The organism is Erwinia magellanica (assembly GCF_039023495.1).
Taxonomy (GTDB): domain Bacteria; phylum Pseudomonadota; class Gammaproteobacteria; order Enterobacterales; family Enterobacteriaceae; genus Erwinia.
The window spans coordinates 743,195-760,414 of the sequence record NZ_JBCHVC010000002.1 but is presented as its reverse complement, the minus strand read 5'-3'; the positions used below and the strand labels follow the sequence as shown (position 1 = coordinate 760,414).

Sequence of the window (17,220 nt, the reverse complement as noted above, 5' to 3'; positions counted from 1 at the left end):
ACATCATACTTGTAAGTTTGCTGGTACGTTGTAGACTTTACGTCGCCAGGGTGCTCAATAATCTCCCTTTTTTGGATGAGTCATAATCGAGCGTCATAACCCGGCGAAGGATTAATCAAAGAGCTAATTAAAGCTCATTGCCTATTTGGATGATAACGAGGCGCAAAAATGAAAAAGACAGCTATCGCAATTGCAGTGGCACTGGCTGGCTTCGCTACCGTAGCGCAGGCCGCTCCTAAAGATGACACTTGGTATACCGGTGCAAAACTGGGTTGGTCTCAGTACCATGACACTGGTTACTACGGTAACAATTATGTCAACAACGACGGCCCAACCCACGAAAGCCAGCTTGGTGCTGGTGCGTTCGGTGGCTATCAGGCTAATCAGTACCTGGGCTTCGAACTGGGTTATGACTGGCTGGGTCGTATGCCTAACAAAGGCAACAACGTAAACGGCGCATTCAAAGCACAGGGCGTTCAGCTGGCTGCTAAACTGAGCTACCCAATTGCTGACGATCTGGACATCTACACTCGTCTGGGCGGCATGGTATGGCGTGCAGACTCAACGCAGAACAACAACGGTACTCGTATCAGCGATCACGACACCGGCGTTTCTCCACTGGCAGCAGTGGGCGTTGAATATGCTCTGACTCAGAACTGGGCTACCCGTCTGGACTACCAGTGGGTTAACAACATCGGTGATGCACAGACCGTTGGTGCTCGTCCAGATAACGCCATGCTGAGCCTGGGCCTTTCCTACCGTTTCGGTCAGGACGAAGCTGCTCCAGCACCAGCGCCAGCGCCAGCACCTGCGCCAGTTGTTGAAACCAAGCGTTTCACTCTGAAATCAGACGTTCTGTTCACCTTCAACAAAGCTTCTCTGAAGCCAGAAGGTCAGCAGGCTCTGGATCAGCTGTACACCCAGCTGAGCTCCCTGGATCCTAAAGATGGTTCTGTAGTTGTTATGGGTTACACCGACCGTATCGGTTCTGACCAGTACAACCAGAAACTGTCTGAGAAACGTGCTCAGTCCGTAGTTGACTACCTCGTTTCTAAAGGCATCCCTTCTAACAAGATCTCTGCACGCGGTATGGGCGAAACTAACCCAGTTACCGGCAACACCTGTGACAGCGTGAAAGGCCGTAATGCCCTGATCGATTGCCTGGCACCGGATCGTCGCGTAGAAATCGAAGTTAAAGGCATCAAAGACGTTGTAACTCAGCCACAGGGCTAAGTTCTCTTTGATGAAAAAACCCCGCTAAGGCGGGGTTTTTTTATGGCTGTTGCCCGCCACAGCAAGCTGTGAAAGTGGGTCTGACAATCTTAATAGCGTCTTACTCGGGTTTACCCAAAATAGCTTCTAAATCCTGCTTAAGAGAAGACATCTGGTTAGCGTATTTCTCTTTACGCTCCGCATCTTCTATCAGCTGAACAATAGTTTCAGAAAGCGTGCTGTTACGGCGCTGTGCCAGGCCGGCGAGTCTCTGCCACACCAGATATTCCAAATCGATAGATTTTTTACGCGTGTGCTGATGTTCAGCATTAAAGTGGCGCTTGCGGCGGGCACGAATAGTTTGCTTCATGCGATTTTCAAGGGCTGGATTAATATGCTGCACAATCCAGGCAAGCACATCTACCGGTCTGTTTTCCATTGCCAGCAGTTCATCAACCGCAACCTGAGCAGCGCTGAATTCCAGATAGCGCGTGATCGCTTCGCCCTCCCGATGTTTTTTCACCAGGTATTTCCATTTCCAACCGCTTTCAAGATTTTCGAGTTGTTGATATTTCATCGGAATCTCATGCTGATTTCGTGACGCGTTTAGAATAACAGCTTTTATTCACCCTGCCGTAAAGAAAACGGGCAAACGCCACATTCTGCGACTGAACCCAGGCTGATATGCATCTCTACGGTGCTTAACAGGCTGAAATCTTGTATAATGCCGCTTTTACTCCATCAGAAAAATACGATAACTTTGACCAACAATCGACTTGAATGGCGCGCCCTACAGCCCGATACAGAGAGTGTCCTGCCTCTTTGCCTGCCGACATCTGAAGAGGACTCAAGCTGCTTTGATGCCGTACAGGCGCGCCTGTTTAACGGCCTGAGCCTGCTCCTGCAAACGCCCGCTAAAATACCGTTGATGTTGATTAAAACTGCTGAAAACGTTGAATATCAGGCTTTACTGCAAAGTGTCCTGACTGAACTCTCCGAAGAGGATGAGGTAACGCTGGCAGGAAGTCACTATCATGTGGACGGTTTTTCAGTCAGCCTGCGGCCTGCGGAAAATGCAGCGGATAATTTTGCCAGTACGGGCGGCGTGCATTGTGCCGACTGGATTGAAGCGGAGCAGCTGCTGGGTTGCGTTCGTCTGCATAACAATACTCTGGTACTTGAACCCGGACTTGTGCATAAAGCTAATGGTGGGATCTTAATCCTTTCGTTGCGCACGCTGCTGGCTCAGCCACTGTTGTGGTTACGCATCAGACAGATCCTCACTACCCAGCGCTTTGACTGGCATTCACCGGACGAAACGCGCCCGCTGCCCGCCTCTATCCCTTCAATGCCGCTCCATTTTCGTCTGGTGCTGACGGGCGATCGTGATGTGCTGGCCGATTTCCAGGAGATGGAACCAGAGCTGGCCTCCCTTTGCCTCTACGGTGAATTTGAAGAAAATATTCAGATTGTGGATGGCGAAGATTTCAGCCTGTGGGTGAAATGGCTGCTTTCGGTGGCTGCATCCGAAGGATATGGACCCTTTAGTGAAGATTTCTGGCCGGTGCTGATCCGCGAGGCGGTTCGCTATACTGGCGATCAGGATACGCTGCCGCTCTGCCCTTCCTGGATTATCCGTCAGTTGCAGGAGGCTTCCCTCTACAGCCCCGACAACTCTGTCAACGGTGAGCAGCTGCAAACGGCACTGGAAACCCGTTTCTGGCGTGAAGGTTTCCTTGCAGAACGCGTGCGGGATGAGATCCTTCTCGACCAGATTGTGATCGAGACGGAAGGCGAAATGATCGGTCAGATCAACGCCCTGTCAGTGATTGAATTCCCCGGCCACCCGCGTGCCTTTGGCGAGCCTTCCCGTATCAGCTGCGTGGTGCATGTGGGTGACGGTGAGTTTACGGACGTGGAGCGCAAAGCAGAACTGGGTGGAAATATTCATGCGAAAGGCATGATGATTATGCAGGCCTGGCTTATTTCTGAGCTGGAGCTGGAGCAGCAACTCCCTTTTTCCGCCTCAATTGTGTTTGAACAATCCTATTCAGAGGTGGATGGCGACAGCGCCTCACTGGCCGAACTCTGTGCGCTGATCAGTGCGCTGTCAGGCCAGCCGCTGACGCAACAAATTGCCGTGACAGGTTCAGTCGATCAGTTTGGCCGTGTGCAGCCGGTCGGTGGACTGAATGAAAAAATTGAAGGTTTTTTCCATATCTGTCATCAGCGCAATCTGAACGGCAATCAGGGCGTGATTATCCCTCTTGCTAACGTTCGCCATCTCTCCCTGCAACAGGAGGTGGTTGACGCCGTTCGGGAAGGAAAATTCCATATCTGGGCAGTCAGCAGTGTGGAAGAAGCCCTGCCATTACTGACAGGCGCAGAGTGGGACAAGGAAGAAGGCCCTTGTCTGCTACGATCAATACAGGAGCGCATTGCGCAAATCACCCAGCTGGATGGGCGTCATCGCCCGTGGCCGCTGCGCTGGCTAAACTGGTTTAACCAGAGCTGATCGGACTTGTTCAGCTTACACCTGTTAGCTAACCTTCGTGATTCATTAAAATAAGGCTTATTGAAAACATGGTAGATAAACGCGAATCCTATACAAAAGAAGACCTGATCGCATCTGGTCGCGGTGAGCTGTTTGGTGCAGAAGGCCCGCCTTTACCATCAGGTAATATGTTGATGATGGACCGCGTGGTCAAAATGACCGAAGACGGCGGTAACTACGGCAAAGGTTTCGTTGAAGCAGAACTGGATATCAATCCGGATCTCTGGTTCTTTGGCTGTCACTTTATTGGCGACCCGGTGATGCCTGGCTGCCTGGGCCTGGATGCCATGTGGCAACTGGTTGGCTTTTACCTCGGCTGGTTAGGCGCTGAAGGAAAAGGGCGTGCTTTGGGAGTAGGTGAAGTGAAATTTACCGGCCAGGTACTGCCAACGGCGAAGAAAGTCTCTTACCGTATTCATTTCAAGCGCGTGATTAATCGTAAGCTGGTAATGGGTGTGGCAGATGGCGAAGTGCTGGTAGATGGCAACGTGATCTATACGGCTACCGATTTGAAAGTTGGTCTGTTCAAAGATACCACGGCTTTCTGACGGTTCCTGAAACGGAAACCTCCGCTTCAGCGGAGGTTCTCTTCCTTTGACATTGAACAGGCTGATTACGCAGTAACCGTCCTGTCCTCCATGGCTTGTCGCCAACCTCCCAACCAGTGAGATCTCGCATCAATTAACTGATAGGGACACATCTCTTTTGAGCGTCCGGTAATACCGGCCTGATAACCCCTTGAATGTGCCCGTTCGAGCCGATCTCGTTTCTGTCTCTTCATCATGCCTGTAATCCCCTCTTCAGGTCAGGTGGAATCTGGTGGAAAGAAATCTGTGGTCATATAATGTGCAACCACTCTTAAGTTCTACCGCCTGTTGGCCTAAAGATCAATGCGCAAATTTCACGCCAATGTCATATTTCTGTGTAGCAGTGCTGGGTTAGCGGGTTGCTCAGAGCTTCCGTCGTGCCTGTAACCTGTTGTTAAGAAAAAAAAAGCCCCTGATTGGGGAAGCAGCAGGCTGCCGACAATCAGGGGCTTGGTTGTAAACATTAATTTTACTTAATTAATACCACGTACAGCATTAGCCATATCTCCAGCTTCCTGCTGCCAGCCTTGAGCCAGCGTTCTGACTAACGCATCGTAGCCATCTTCCGTTTGCGGTAGCGTCAGGGCAAATGAACGTTTGATAATTTGCCCCTGATGTTCAAGAACCCAGTCGCCGCTGATTACCACATGCCCATCATAACGCCCGTGAAAACCAGTGACATTGACGTTCAGCGTGGCCTGCTGCTGGCCCAGCGGCGTGGAAGAGACCAGCCAGCCTGGCAGCCTCTCGCCCAGATTAGCGACCAGCGTCTGTTGCAACTGCTGATCCAACGGGCTGGCCCACAGATTATTGCTGGCAATGACATATTTTACGTCGCTGCTCTGGTAAACCAGGCCGTTTCCGGCCAGGTAATCTGGCACTGAAACATGCTCCACAAACACCGCCGGACGACCGCTCTCCGCCTGGCTGCTGGCAGAGACGCTTTTACTGGCTGCCGGCAACTGGTAGTAAGTGGTATCCGGAGTGCTGCTACAGCCGGCGAGCGCCAGCGCCAGCGCAACGGGAATCCATTTCATCATCATTTCGCCCTCTTCGGCTGTGGGTCCTGGCCTGGTTTGGCTTCAAACACCAGAGCATTGCTCTTGCTGTTCAACGTTTTCAATACCGGTTGCAGTTCACGCATGACCTGATCCAGTCGCTGCATATCTCCCACCAGTTTGCTGTAGGCAGGCGAACCAGGCTGGAAGCCTTTCATGCTGCGGTTCAGCTCACGAAGGGTTTTCTGCATATCCTGCGGCAGATCTTTCATCGACTGGCTGGAGGTGATCTGATTGATGTTATCCAGCGTTTTTTGCAGATCGCGCAGCGTCTGCTGGCTCTGTTTCAGCGTGCCCGTCGCCTGGTTAAGCAGCGGGTTAAGCGGCAGATTGTTGACCTTATCCAGCACGTCCATCAGTTTCTGCTGGATCTGCGCCAGTCCGCCGCTGGTAGTAGGGATCAGCTCATAACCAGCGAACTTCTGCGGCCCGGTAACAGGCCTGGCGTTCTTAATAAAATCGAGATCAATATAGAGTGAACCCGTCAGCAAGTTTGCCGATTTCAGAGAGGCGCGAAGCCCATTTTTGATGCCATCCCGGAGATGCTGTTCAATGTTAAAATCTTTACCCAGCATGCTCTGGAAGCGGTCAGGTTCGATACGTATCAGAACCGGAATACGGTAGTCGTTATCCAACTGCTGAGCCACTTCTTTCGATTTATAAGGCACTTCTGCCACCGTGCCCAGGCGAATGCCGCGGAACTCCACTGGCGCGCCGGGTTGCAGGCCCCGAATCGAGTCGCTGAAGAACATCAGGAAGTCTTTATGTACCGTGTAGAGCGAGTCCTGGATACTACGCTGATCGTCAAACAGCTTATATTCTGACTGATTCTGCGCAACCTTGCCTAATTCCCAACCATCCGGCACATCAAAGCTGACGCCGCCGCTGAAGAGCGTAGTGAGCGATCCCATCTCCACCCGCATACCAGAGGCCGACATATCCACGGCGATGCCGCTGTCTTTCCAGAAACGGACATTGGTGGTGACAAGGCGATCGTATGGCGCAGCAACAAACAGCTGATAGGTCATCATGCGCTTATCTGCGTCAAAGTTACTGGTCTCAACCGAACCTACGCGGTAACCACGGAACAGAACCGGATCGCCCGGATTGAGCTGCCCCGCTTTCGCGCTGTCCAGAGTAATGCGGATGCCTTTAGCATCCGGCGGTGCCAGTGGCGGCGAATCCAGTAAGTCATACTGCTTTTTTTGTTCGCCTTTCGCGCCGGGCTGTAATTCAATGTAGGCACCGGAGAGAAGAGTCCCCAGCCCTGTTACGCCTTCCTTACCGATGGCCGGTTTCACTACCCAGAAAGCGCTGTCGCTTTTTAGCAGCTTCTCCATGCCAGAATTGAGCCGGGCGGTGATCTCCACATGGTGCAGATCGTCCGTCAGCACCGCACTCTCCACCACGCCAACATTTACGCTGCGGCTTTTAATCGCCGTTTTACCGCCTTCTATCCCTTCGGCATTGGTGGTAATAAGCGTGACCAGCGGCCCCTGATGGCTGAAGTGGTAAAACAGGATCCATGCACCAATCAGAATGGTGACAACGGGGATGATCCAGACCGGTGACCAGCGTTTGATTTGATCAACCGTCGCCACGCCGTGATTATTTTCCTTCAATGCTTGGCTCCTCAAGACTTTTTTCACGTACACGATCCCAGGTCAGACGAGGGTCAAAGGTCATCGCTGCAAACATGGTTAAAATCACCACCATCGCAAACAGCAGCGCCCCCATCGCGGGATAAATACTCATTAATTGCCCCATGCGCACCAGCGCGGAGAGCACAGCGATCACAAAGACATCAATCATCGACCAGCGGCCAACAAACTCAACGACTTCGTAAATTTTATGCATACGTTCACTGTCGTGATGCCCCTCGCCTTTTCTGCTCGCGTCCCAGCACAGCCAGCCAATGGCCATCATCTTCAGCGAAGGCACCATGATACTGGCGATAAAGATAACCATCGCAACCGGATAGGAGCCATCGCCCCATAGCAATATCACCCCCGCCATAATCGTTGAGGTGGTTTTACTGCCCAGCGCATCGGTGATCATAATCGGCAGTAAATTAGCCGGCACATAGAGCAATATCGAGGTGAACAGCAACGCCAGGGTCCATTGCAGGCTGTGTTTACGCCGTGCATGCCCTTTGGTGCCGCAGCGCGAACAGACAAGCTGATTAGCAGGAAGAATGGCGGTACAGCAGCTGCACGACCTTAACCCCTGATGAAGACCACTTATGGCCGACACGGGGTTAGCAGGTAACTCGGGCATCGGCTGGATGCGGTTCCAGAGCCAGCGACGGTCGACGCACTGAAATGCGCGTAACTGCAACACGCAAAACAGGCACCAGGGGATAAAGCTGGTGCCGATGCCGATATCGCCATAAGCCATCAGCTTTACGAAACTGACCAGGACACCCGCCAGAAAGATCTCTGCCATCCCCCAGGTTTTAATCTGGAAAAGCAGGCGCGCCATCACGCGTTTCAGCGGTAGCGCGATGCGGAACGGATTGACCAGCAGCAAAATGATGATCATACAGCAGGCAGGCACCGCCTGAACAAAAAGCATAAATAAGGTTGCCAGGCTGCTGTAATCCTCAGATACCATGACCTGAGGAATGCGCATCAGCGTGATTTCACTGCTCAGCCCTGCCACATGCATATTGACGAACGGAAACAGGTTCGCCAGAACCAGCATAAACAGCGCGGCCAGCGCATAGCCAGTGGGCCGCTTCTGCGGCTCCACCCAGTTTGCTGTCAGCGTGGTTTCGCAGCGTGGACAGCTGGCTTTACTGCCCGGCGGCAGTGTCGGCAACTGTGTCATCAGATCACACTGCGGGCAAAGCATCCAAAGGTCTGCGTGGTGCGATGAACACATACCTACCTCATACTTATGCATCAGCCGTTTTTCAACGATTCCAGGTATTCCCAGCGTTCGAAGGCGACTTCCAGCTCCTGCTCAGCAGCGGAAAGCGCGTCCAGCACGGGCTGAGTGACATCATGAGGCTGGCTGAAGAACTCGCCGTCTGCCACTTTTGCCTGCAACGCTTCCAGCTTGCTCTCCAGCTCTTCCATTTTCTGCGGCAGCTGTTCCAGTTCGCGCTGTAGGTTATAGCTTAGCTTACTGGCAGCGCGTTTCTCTGGCTCTGCTTTACTGTTTTCCTGACGGGTAACCGGTGCGGCTTTTCCCTGGGCGCGGGTTTGCTTATAGGCTGCACGCTGCCGTTGCGCGTCATGATAGCCGCCAACAAAAGAGCCGATCTCGCCGTTGCCTTCAAATATCCAGCATTCGGTTACGGTGTTATCTACAAACTGGCGATCGTGGCTCACCAGCAGCACGGTGCCCTGATAACCATCTACCAGCTCTTCCAGCAGTTCTAACGTCTCTACGTCCAGGTCGTTGGTAGGCTCATCGAGGATCAGCAAGTTGCTTGGCTTCAGGAACAGACGAGCCAGCAGCAGACGGTTACGCTCCCCACCTGATAATGCACGAACCGGCGTCATCGCACGTTTGGGATGGAACAGGAACTCCTGTAGGTAACCCAGCACATGGCGTGGCTTACCGTTAACCATCACTTCCTGCTTACCTTCTGCCAGGTTATCCATCACCGTACGGTCCGGATCCAGTTCGGCACGGTGCTGGTCGAAATAGGCGACTTCCAGCTTGGTACCAATATGCACACGGCCGCTGTCAGCTTTGAGCTGACCCAGCATCAGCTTCAGCAGCGTGGTTTTCCCACAGCCGTTGGAGCCAATCAGGGCAATCTTATCGCCACGCTGTACCTGAGTGGAGAAGTCACGTACCAGCTGCTTACCGCCAACGCTGTAGTTCAGGTTTTCCATCTCAAAGACGATCTTGCCTGAGCGGGAAGCTTCCTCAACCTGCATATTGGCTTTGCCCATCACTTCACGGCGTTCTGAACGCTCGTTACGCAGGGCTTTCAGCGCCCGGACACGACCTTCATTACGCGTGCGGCGAGCTTTAATGCCCTGACGGATCCACACCTCTTCCTGCGCCAGCTTGCGGTCGAATTCCGCATTTTGCATCTCTTCAACGCGCAGCGCTTCTTCCTTGCTGGCCAGATAGAGGTCGTAGTCGCCAGGCCAGGAAACCAGCTTGCCACGATCGAGATCCACAATGCGGGTTGCCATGTTGCGGATAAAGGAGCGGTCATGGGAAATAAAGATGATGCTGCCCTGGAAGGTTTTCAGGAAGCCTTCCAGCCAGTCAATGGTTTCGATATCCAGGTGGTTAGTGGGTTCATCCAGCATCAGTACGCGCGGATTGCTCACCAGCGCGCGACCCAGCGCGGCTTTACGTAGCCAGCCACCGGAGAGGGAGGACAACGGCGCATCGGCATCCAGACCAATCTGTTTCAGCACGTCATGAATGCGGGTTTCCAGCTGCCACAGATTCTGATGATCCAGAATAGTTTGCAGGCGGCCCATCTCATTCAGGTTCTTGTCGCTGGGATCGGTCATCACCAGGTGAGAGATCGCATGATAGGCCTTGAGGTATTCGGCCTGCTCATCCACACCTTCCGCCACAAAGTCATAAACAGACCCCTGAACATTACGCGGTGGATCCTGTTGCAGACGAGCCACTACCAGGTCCTGCTCATAAATGATGCGGCCATCATCCAGCGGCTGTTCGCGGTTGATGATTTTCATCAGCGTGGATTTACCCGCGCCGTTACGTCCCACCAGACAGACCCGCTCATTCTCTTCAATGTGCAGTTCTGTGTTATCCAACAACGGGGCGTCACTGAAGGAGAGGTACGCACCATGAATACTGATTAATGACATAAAATCTTATTCCTTACCGGCATGAGTAATCAGCCAGCAGTTATGTATTTGACGGTTACGGGCAAAATCCTGCGACTGGGTTTTGGCGGTGATATCCTGCGCAGCAAGATTCAGCTCAGCCAGCCCGTCGTGGTCCATTTTGAAACCGCGTTTGTTATTGGAGAACATAATGGTGCCGCCTTTACGCAGCAGCCTTTTCAAATCTTTCATCAGCAGCAGATGATCGCGCTGAACGTCAAAACTCTCTTCCATACGCTTGGAGTTGGAGAAGGTTGGCGGATCGATAAAGATCAGGTCGAACTGCTCATCAGACTCTTTCAACCAGCTCAGGCAGTCTGCCTGCATCAGGCGATGCTGACGGCCCGTCAGGCCATTCAGACGCAGGTTACGCTCTGCCCACTCCAGATAAGTGCGCGACATATCTACCGTGGTGGTGCTTTTCGCACCGCCCAGGCCGGCATGAACGCTGGCGCTGCCGGTGTAGGCGAACAGGTTCAGGAAATCTTTCCCCTTACTCATCTGACCAAGCATCTTACGGGCGATACGGTGGTCGAGGAACAGGCCAGTATCCAGATAGTCGGTGAGATTGACCCACAATTTGGCATTGAATTCGGAGACTTCGAAGAAGTCGCCCTTCTCACCCAGCTTCTGATACTGGCTTTTGCCTTTCTGACGCTCGCGGGTTTTCAGCACCAGCCGGTTAGAAGGGAGTTCCAGCACGCTGAGCGTGGCAGAGATCACATCAAACAGCCGCTGGCGCGCTTTTGCCGGTTCGATGGTTTTGGGCGGTGCGTACTCCTGCACGACCACCCAGTCGCCGTAGCGATCTACGGCAACATTGTAATCTGGCAGATCGGCATCATAAATGCGATAGCATTCAATGCCCTCCTGACGCGCCCACTTTTCGAGCTTTTTAAGGTTCTTACGCAGGCGGTTAGCATAATCTTCCGCAACCTGCCCGTTTGCCCCGGCAGAAGGATTGATGGCCAGCTGGTAATTTTTCTGCACGCAGTCCAGTGGGCCATTTTTCGCTTTGAACTGGCGATCGGCACGCAGTTGCAGGCAGCTTAAAAGCTCTGGAGAGGCGCTAAATAAAGAGAGATTCCAGCCGCCAAAATGACTTTTTACAATCCGGCCAAGCTGGCTGTGAAGCGCAATCAGCGCCGGTTCGCTTTCCAGACGCTCGCCGTAAGGGGGGTTGCTGAGCAGTGTCCCCACCGGGCCTTCTGGCAACGGGTTATTCAGCTTCAGCACATCCTGCACGGTGAAGCTTATTACTTCGCCCAGACCGGCACGACGCGCATTGGCACGAGCGCGTTCAATCACCCGTGAATCGTTGTCATAACCGTAAAACCGGGAGGACGTTTCCTGAAGACCGCGTCTGGCACGAACCTGCGCCTCGCTGGTGACTTCGCGCCATAACGCCTCATCAAATTTCGCCCAACCAGTAAAACCCCAGTGCGGGCGATGCAGGCCTGGCGCGCGATCGCTGGCGATCATCGCCGCTTCAATCAGTAGGGTTCCCGAGCCACACATCGGATCGACCAGCGGCGTACCCGCCTGCCAGCCAGATCGGAGAACAATGGCGGCGGCCAGGTTCTCTTTCAACGGTGCCTGACCGGTTTGCTGACGGTAGCCGCGCTGGTGCAGCCCTTCGCCGCTTAAATCGAGCGCAATACTGGCGGTGTCTTTATTAAGCCAGACGTTGATACGAATATCGGGCTGCTCGCGATCCACATCAGGACGCGGCAGATTTTTGCGGGTGAAGCTGTCCACAATCGCGTCTTTGACTTTTAACGCGCCATACTGGCTGTTGCGGATCACCTCGTTCAGGCCGCTGAAGTGCACCGCAAAGGTTTTGTCGCTGCCGAACATCGCTGGCCAGTCAATCGCCTGCACGCCCAGATAGAGGTCCAGATCGCTATAGACGCCACATTCAGTCAACGGCAGCAGAATGCGCGAAGCCAGACGGCTCCACATCAAACTTTGGTACATCAGACGATCGTCACCCTGATAATGTACGCCGCCCTGGACGATCTGGCAGCTTTGCGCGCCCATCGCTTCCAGTTCACTTTTTAACAGCTCTTCGAGCCCACGCGCCGTACTGGCAAACAGAGAATTCATAGTGTCACTTATCGTCTTCAGAAAATTGCTGCGCATTATAGCTAATCGCAGGCACATGTCATAAAGTTAGCTTCTTTTCAGCAGGCACCCCGCCGCTTTTCTTGCCTGTCGTCTGTTTTTTCCGCTTTATCTGCCCGGAGAGCACCATGATTAGCCTGTCTCGTCTGTACATTCACCCGGTGAAATCAATGCGCGGTACGCAGGTTTCCCATGCGCAGGCGCTGAAGAGTGGGCTGGCATTTGACCGCGTCTTTATGATTACGGACACGGATGGCACCTTTATTACCGCGCGCCAGTATCCGGAGATGGTGCTCTTTACTCCGGCACTGATCCCGGAGGGGCTCTTTCTCTCTGCCCCCGATGGCACCAGCGCCACAATCCGTCTCACGGACTTTGCCCCCGATGGCGCGCCTACTGAAGTGTGGGGCAACAACTTCACCGCACTGATAGCGCCGGATGCGATCAATCAGTGGCTCAGCGCCTTCTTTCCCCGTCCCGTTCAGCTCCGTTGGGTAGGCCCGGAGATGACGCGTCGGGTGAAAAATTTTGAACAGGTGCCGCTGGGCTTTGCGGATGGCTTTCCGTTTTTGCTGATTAACGACGCCTCGCTGCACGATTTACGTCAGCGCTGCCCGGCAGGCGTAAAGCTTGAGCAATTCAGGCCTAACATTGTGGTCACCGGCGCGACGGCATGGGCAGAAGACAGCTGGTCAACCGTGCGCATTGGCGACATTCTCTTCGACGTGCCAAAGCCGTGCAGCCGCTGCATCTTTACCACCGTCAGCCCCGAGCGCGGCCGCAAGCATCCCAGCGGAGAACCGCTCTCCACGCTACAAAAATTCCGCACCGCGATGGATGGCAGTGGCGACATCGATTTTGGCCTTAACCTGATAGCCCGAACCAGCGGTATTATGCGCGCGGGAGACGAACTTCAGGTTGTGGCCAGCAAGTCCCCCCGCCCCTATGGTGCGGGCCAGGTCACTGAATCACTGGAAGTTGAAAACAGCAGTGCGGAAAACATCACAATAAGCTGGCAGGGTGAAAGCTTCACGGGGAATAATCAGCAGGTGCTTCTGGAGCAGCTGGAAATGCAGGGCTACCATATCCCCTACTCTTGCCGCGCCGGGATTTGTGGTAGTTGCAGGATGACGCTGGTTTCAGGGGAAGTTAAGCCGATGAAGAAAGGCGCCGTTCGTGATAACGGTACGATCCTCAGTTGCAGCTGTATTCCAGCGGGTAATATCATCCTGACTGAATAAACTTAAACCGCCTGTGCCAGCTGTAAAAGACGCGATTGCGCGTGCGGCTGTAACCTGTCGTGCATGACTTTGATCGCATCACCCAGCACCATACTGCGTCCTGCCAGCGTTAACTGGGGCTGAGCAAGCAGACAGAGTGCAGCATTTTCTCCGCTTTCTGCCACCAGCAATACGGCTTGTTCGCCGTTTTCACACAGCTTCACGCTGACCAGTTCACCCACTGTCGGCGTCCAGCCATCCTGCCGGTGCGTTTCAAAATGCCAGCTTTTTGGCATCAGCGGCTTCAGGAAACGGCAGGCTATCAGCGCATTCAGGACCAGCTCTGCACGCTGGTCTGCATTGAGTTCGCAGCTACGACAGTTTTCTTCAAAAGTAAAAAAAAGTGCCGCATCATCAACACAAAATCCTGAGGTAGTAAACGCATCAGGAGAGAGCATCTTGCGGGGAAAACGGGAACGGAACAGCATCCCATCAGCCAGGTCCAGCATCATGCGGTCGTGTTCTGCATCAAAAAACCAGCGCCAGCTGTCGTCAGGTTTAATTCTCATGATGGATCCCGTTGTTTTAATATGGCCCTTCTCAGCGTGCTCCCTCTGGATTTGAAAATGAATATCAGTTTGCCAGCGGGTCAAATCAGGCTAAATAATGGATAAACAGGAGAAAATATAAACGAGCCAGCGGCGAAAATAAAGCCCCTGGCCGGTTTAACTAAGAATTATCTCACAGATGGGTCACAATTTCTTTTATCAGAGGTGGCCCTTTATAAATAAAGCCGGAGTAGATTTGTACCAGCGAAGCACCCGCCGCGATTTTTTCCCGCGCAGAAACCAGGGAGTCAATGCCGCCCACACCAATAACAGGCATCCTGCCCCGCAGCTCTTTTGACAAGCTGCGAATAATTTCGGTACTTTTTAACTGCACCGGGCGACCGCTTAAGCCCCCTGCTTCGTCTGCATATTTCAGGCCGCTAACCAGTGAACGATCCAGCGTAGTATTGGTGGCTATCACACCGTCGATATTATGACGCACCAGACTGTCGGCCACCTGCACCAACTCTTCTTCTGTCAGGTCGGGGGCAATTTTTACGGCGACGGGAACATATTTATGATGCAGCGCTTCAAGATCTTTCTGCTTTTGTTTAACTGCGCTTAAAAGATCGTCCAGTGCCTCGCCATATTGCAGCGTGCGCAATCCCGGCGTGTTTGGCGAGGAGATGTTAATCGCGATATATCCGGCATAGGCGTAGATTTTGTCCATGCAGGTAAGATAATCCTCTTTGCCGGTTTCTACCGGCGTATCTTTATTCTTGCCAATATTAATCCCCAGCACGCCATCAAAATGGGCCTTTTTCACATTCTCTATCAGGTTATCCACGCCAAGATTATTAAATCCCATGCGATTAATAATGCCCTCAGCTTCCAGCACGCGGAACATGCGTGGCTTATCGTTACCCGGTTGCGCACGCGGCGTGACGGTGCCAATTTCAATAAACCCGAAGCCCATTGCGCCAAAAGCGTCTATACATTCCCCGTTTTTATCCAGACCGGCAGCAAGGCCCAGCGGATTTTTAAACGTCAGGCCCATACAGTTAACCGGTTTAAAAGGCAGAGACTGGCGCACCAGATGCATTAAAGGGGTACCTGTCACGCGCTGCAACTGGTGTAACGTCAGCTCATGGGCACGCTCCGCATCAAGCTGAAAAAGTGCCTTACGGACAAAGGGGTAGTACATGATCGCTCCTGAATGCCCGAGATATCAGGCCTGGATAGGACAAAAGTTGTTATCGCCTGGCGACAGCAACCCTGAAAAATGCGTTTTGCGTCACTCTACAGCGCTCCCCTTATTTTTATTGTCGGAGGGCCAAACGGCCAAAGTGCGGTGCAGTGACGCTGCAGGCGCGGGGGAAAATGGTAAAGTCCTTTCCCCGGAAAGTAAAACGTTAGCGTTTAATAATCCTGCCTCTCAGGCGCTATTGCCAAAAATCGACATAAATATGCCGGATAAATCATTTAAGCCTCCTTCCTCTCTCTGTCAGGATAGACCTCACAGTTACCGAATTTCTTAGTTCAATAACTTTTGGTTATAAGGAGAAATGATGCGCGTTATTACTCTGGCGGGAAGTCCTCGCTTTCCCTCACGCTCTACCGCCCTGCTGACGATCTGTCAGCAACTGCTTGAAAAGCGCGGCGTGGAAGTCATTCCCTGGAATCTGCATAACTTTGCTCCTGAAGATCTCTTATATGCGCGTTTTGACTCTCCGGCTTTGCTGGCGCTGAAAGAAGATTTAGCCCAGGCTGACGGCCTTATTGTGGCGACCCCCGTTTATAAAGCCTCTTTCTCCGGTGCGCTAAAAACGCTGCTGGATTTGCTGCCTGAACGCGCTCTGGAACACAAGGTGGTGCTGCCACTGGCTACAGGCGGTACTGTCGCCCATATGCTGGCCGTCGATTATGCGCTTAAGCCCGTTCTGAACGCCCTGAAGGCGCAGGAAGTGCTGCATGGCGTGTTTGCAGATGACACCCAGATTACCCACTACGATCGCACCCCTGAACTCTCTCCTGTTTTAAAAGATCGTATTGATGAATCCGTTGAGACTTTCTGGGCTGCGCTGGCTCGCCGTCATCAACCGTTTGCCGTCGCGGTATAAGGAAGAGAGATGACGCTTTTAGCCCGTATTTTTTCTGCCCTGGCGCTGACCAGCGTGCTGGCAGGTTCGGCAGTTGCTGCCGACACAGACGCCCCAAAAACGTTTCGCATCGGCTACCAAAAAGGGTCGGTGAGTATGGTGCTGGCCAAATCGCATCATCTGCTGGAGAAGCAGTTCCCGCAGACGCAGATTAAATGGGTGGAATTCCCGGCAGGCCCGCAAATGCTTGAGGCATTAAACGTCAACAGCATCGATCTGGGCAGTACGGGTGATATCCCGCCAATCTTTGCTCAGGCTGCGGGCGCGGATCTGCTTTACGTCGGTGCTGAACCGCCAAAACCCAAAGCAGAAGTGATCCTGGTACCGAAGAACAGTCCGTTTAAGACGGTGGCCGATCTGAAAGGACATAAAGTGGCCTTCCAGAAAGGTTCCAGCTCACACAATTTGCTGCTTAAAGCGCTGCAAAAAGCGGGATTGTCATTTAAAGATATCCAGCCCGCCTACCTGACGCCCGCCGATGCCCGTGCCGCCTTCCAGCAGGGTGATGTGGATGCCTGGGCTATCTGGGATCCCTATTATTCCGCCGCGTTACAGCAGGGCAGCGTCCGGGTGCTGACTGACGGTAGCCAGCTCAATCAGACCGGATCTTTCTATCTGGCAACGCGCCCCTTTACTCAGGCAAACGGGCCGTTTATCAGCAAGGTGCTCGCCACTTTCAGTCAGGCTGATGCGCTGACGCTGAGCGACAGATCGCAAAGTATTGACCTGCTGGCCCAGGCGATGGGATTGCCGAAGCCGGTGGTGGCGACTTATCTGGATCATCGTCCACCAACCAGCATCAGCCCGGTCAGCGAGAAAACGGCCCAGGCGCAGCAGCAAACTGCCGACCTGTTTTATGCCAACCATTTAATGCCGGTAAAAGTTGAGATCGCCAGCCGTATCTGGCAGCCCACCAGCGCAAATTAATC

General features: G+C 53.2%; 15 protein-coding genes. 6 read left to right on the top strand and 9 right to left on the bottom strand.

The window, feature by feature from the left end:
• The first annotated feature begins 168 nt into the window (after positions 1 to 168).
• Positions 169 to 1,233 (top strand): porin OmpA, encoded by a 1,065-nt coding sequence (gene ompA / locus AAH450_RS10800; RefSeq protein ID WP_342910204.1) that lies wholly within the window; start codon positions 169 to 171, stop codon positions 1,231 to 1,233.
• A 100-nt stretch (positions 1,234 to 1,333) separates the two neighbouring features.
• Here ompA and matP read toward each other — a convergent pair whose 3' ends face one another.
• Positions 1,334 to 1,789, bottom strand: a complete 456-nt coding sequence (matP, locus tag AAH450_RS10795; RefSeq protein WP_342910203.1) for a macrodomain Ter protein MatP — start codon at positions 1,787 to 1,789, stop codon at positions 1,334 to 1,336.
• 147 nt (positions 1,790 to 1,936) lie between these two features.
• Here matP and AAH450_RS10790 point away from each other — a divergent pair, with 147 nt between their 5' ends.
• Positions 1,937 to 3,727: a Lon protease family protein gene (locus tag AAH450_RS10790; protein WP_342910202.1), complete on the top strand. Its 1,791-nt coding sequence runs from the start codon at positions 1,937 to 1,939 to the stop codon at positions 3,725 to 3,727.
• 68 nt (positions 3,728 to 3,795) lie between these two features.
• Complete coding sequence (gene fabA / locus AAH450_RS10785; protein WP_056236835.1) at positions 3,796 to 4,314, top strand: bifunctional 3-hydroxydecanoyl-ACP dehydratase/trans-2-decenoyl-ACP isomerase; 519 nt, start codon at positions 3,796 to 3,798, stop codon at positions 4,312 to 4,314.
• 65 nt (positions 4,315 to 4,379) lie between these two features.
• Here the strand turns inward: fabA and rmf are convergent, their stop codons facing one another.
• The 6 genes from rmf to rlmKL form a co-directional block, all read right to left on the bottom strand.
• The gene (rmf, locus tag AAH450_RS10780) at positions 4,380 to 4,547 is read right to left on the bottom strand and encodes a ribosome modulation factor (protein ID WP_306213209.1); all 168 of its coding nucleotides are present in this window, start codon (positions 4,545 to 4,547) and stop codon (positions 4,380 to 4,382) included.
• Positions 4,548 to 4,826: 279 nt separating this feature from the next.
• Positions 4,827 to 5,393, bottom strand: a complete 567-nt coding sequence (pqiC, locus tag AAH450_RS10775) for a membrane integrity-associated transporter subunit PqiC (protein WP_342910393.1) — start codon at positions 5,391 to 5,393, stop codon at positions 4,827 to 4,829.
• Complete coding sequence (gene pqiB, locus AAH450_RS10770; RefSeq protein WP_318790560.1) at positions 5,393 to 7,033, bottom strand: intermembrane transport protein PqiB; 1,641 nt, start codon at positions 7,031 to 7,033, stop codon at positions 5,393 to 5,395. Before pqiB ends, pqiC begins: the two co-directional genes overlap by 1 nt.
• Positions 7,020 to 8,294 (bottom strand): membrane integrity-associated transporter subunit PqiA, encoded by a 1,275-nt coding sequence (gene pqiA / locus AAH450_RS10765; RefSeq protein ID WP_342910392.1) that lies wholly within the window; start codon positions 8,292 to 8,294, stop codon positions 7,020 to 7,022. Before pqiA ends, pqiB begins: the two co-directional genes overlap by 14 nt.
• 20 nt (positions 8,295 to 8,314) lie before the next feature.
• Positions 8,315 to 10,222 (bottom strand): ABC transporter ATP-binding protein, encoded by a 1,908-nt coding sequence (locus tag AAH450_RS10760; RefSeq protein WP_318790558.1) that lies wholly within the window; start codon positions 10,220 to 10,222, stop codon positions 8,315 to 8,317.
• A gap of 6 nt (positions 10,223 to 10,228) precedes the next feature.
• Positions 10,229 to 12,346: a bifunctional 23S rRNA (guanine(2069)-N(7))-methyltransferase RlmK/23S rRNA (guanine(2445)-N(2))-methyltransferase RlmL gene (gene rlmKL, locus AAH450_RS10755; RefSeq protein ID WP_342910201.1), complete on the bottom strand. Its 2,118-nt coding sequence runs from the start codon at positions 12,344 to 12,346 to the stop codon at positions 10,229 to 10,231.
• A 146-nt stretch (positions 12,347 to 12,492) separates the two neighbouring features.
• Here rlmKL and AAH450_RS10750 point away from each other — a divergent pair, with 146 nt between their 5' ends.
• Complete coding sequence (locus AAH450_RS10750; protein WP_342910200.1) at positions 12,493 to 13,605, top strand: YcbX family protein; 1,113 nt, start codon at positions 12,493 to 12,495, stop codon at positions 13,603 to 13,605.
• Positions 13,606 to 13,607: 2 nt separating this feature from the next.
• On the opposite strand, the gene AAH450_RS10745 is transcribed toward AAH450_RS10750, so the two are convergent.
• Both AAH450_RS10745 and pyrD read right to left on the bottom strand, forming a co-directional pair.
• Positions 13,608 to 14,153, bottom strand: coding sequence for a cell division protein ZapC (locus AAH450_RS10745; protein WP_342910199.1), 546 nt, complete (start codon positions 14,151 to 14,153; stop codon positions 13,608 to 13,610).
• A gap of 172 nt (positions 14,154 to 14,325) precedes the next feature.
• Positions 14,326 to 15,336, bottom strand: a complete 1,011-nt coding sequence (gene pyrD / locus AAH450_RS10740; RefSeq protein WP_342910198.1) for a quinone-dependent dihydroorotate dehydrogenase — start codon at positions 15,334 to 15,336, stop codon at positions 14,326 to 14,328.
• Positions 15,337 to 15,700: 364 nt separating this feature from the next.
• Between pyrD and ssuE the strand changes: the two genes are divergently transcribed.
• Together ssuE and AAH450_RS10730 are read left to right on the top strand one after the other, a co-directional pair.
• A complete protein-coding gene (gene ssuE / locus AAH450_RS10735; RefSeq protein WP_342910391.1) occupies positions 15,701 to 16,252 on the top strand; it encodes an NADPH-dependent FMN reductase in 552 nt (183 codons plus the stop codon).
• 9 nt (positions 16,253 to 16,261) lie between these two features.
• Positions 16,262 to 17,218 carry a sulfonate ABC transporter substrate-binding protein gene (locus AAH450_RS10730; RefSeq protein ID WP_342910197.1) on the top strand — a complete coding sequence of 319 codons (957 nt, stop codon included), beginning with the start codon at positions 16,262 to 16,264 and terminating at the stop codon, positions 17,216 to 17,218.
• Positions 17,219 to 17,220: the final 2 nt, after the last annotated feature.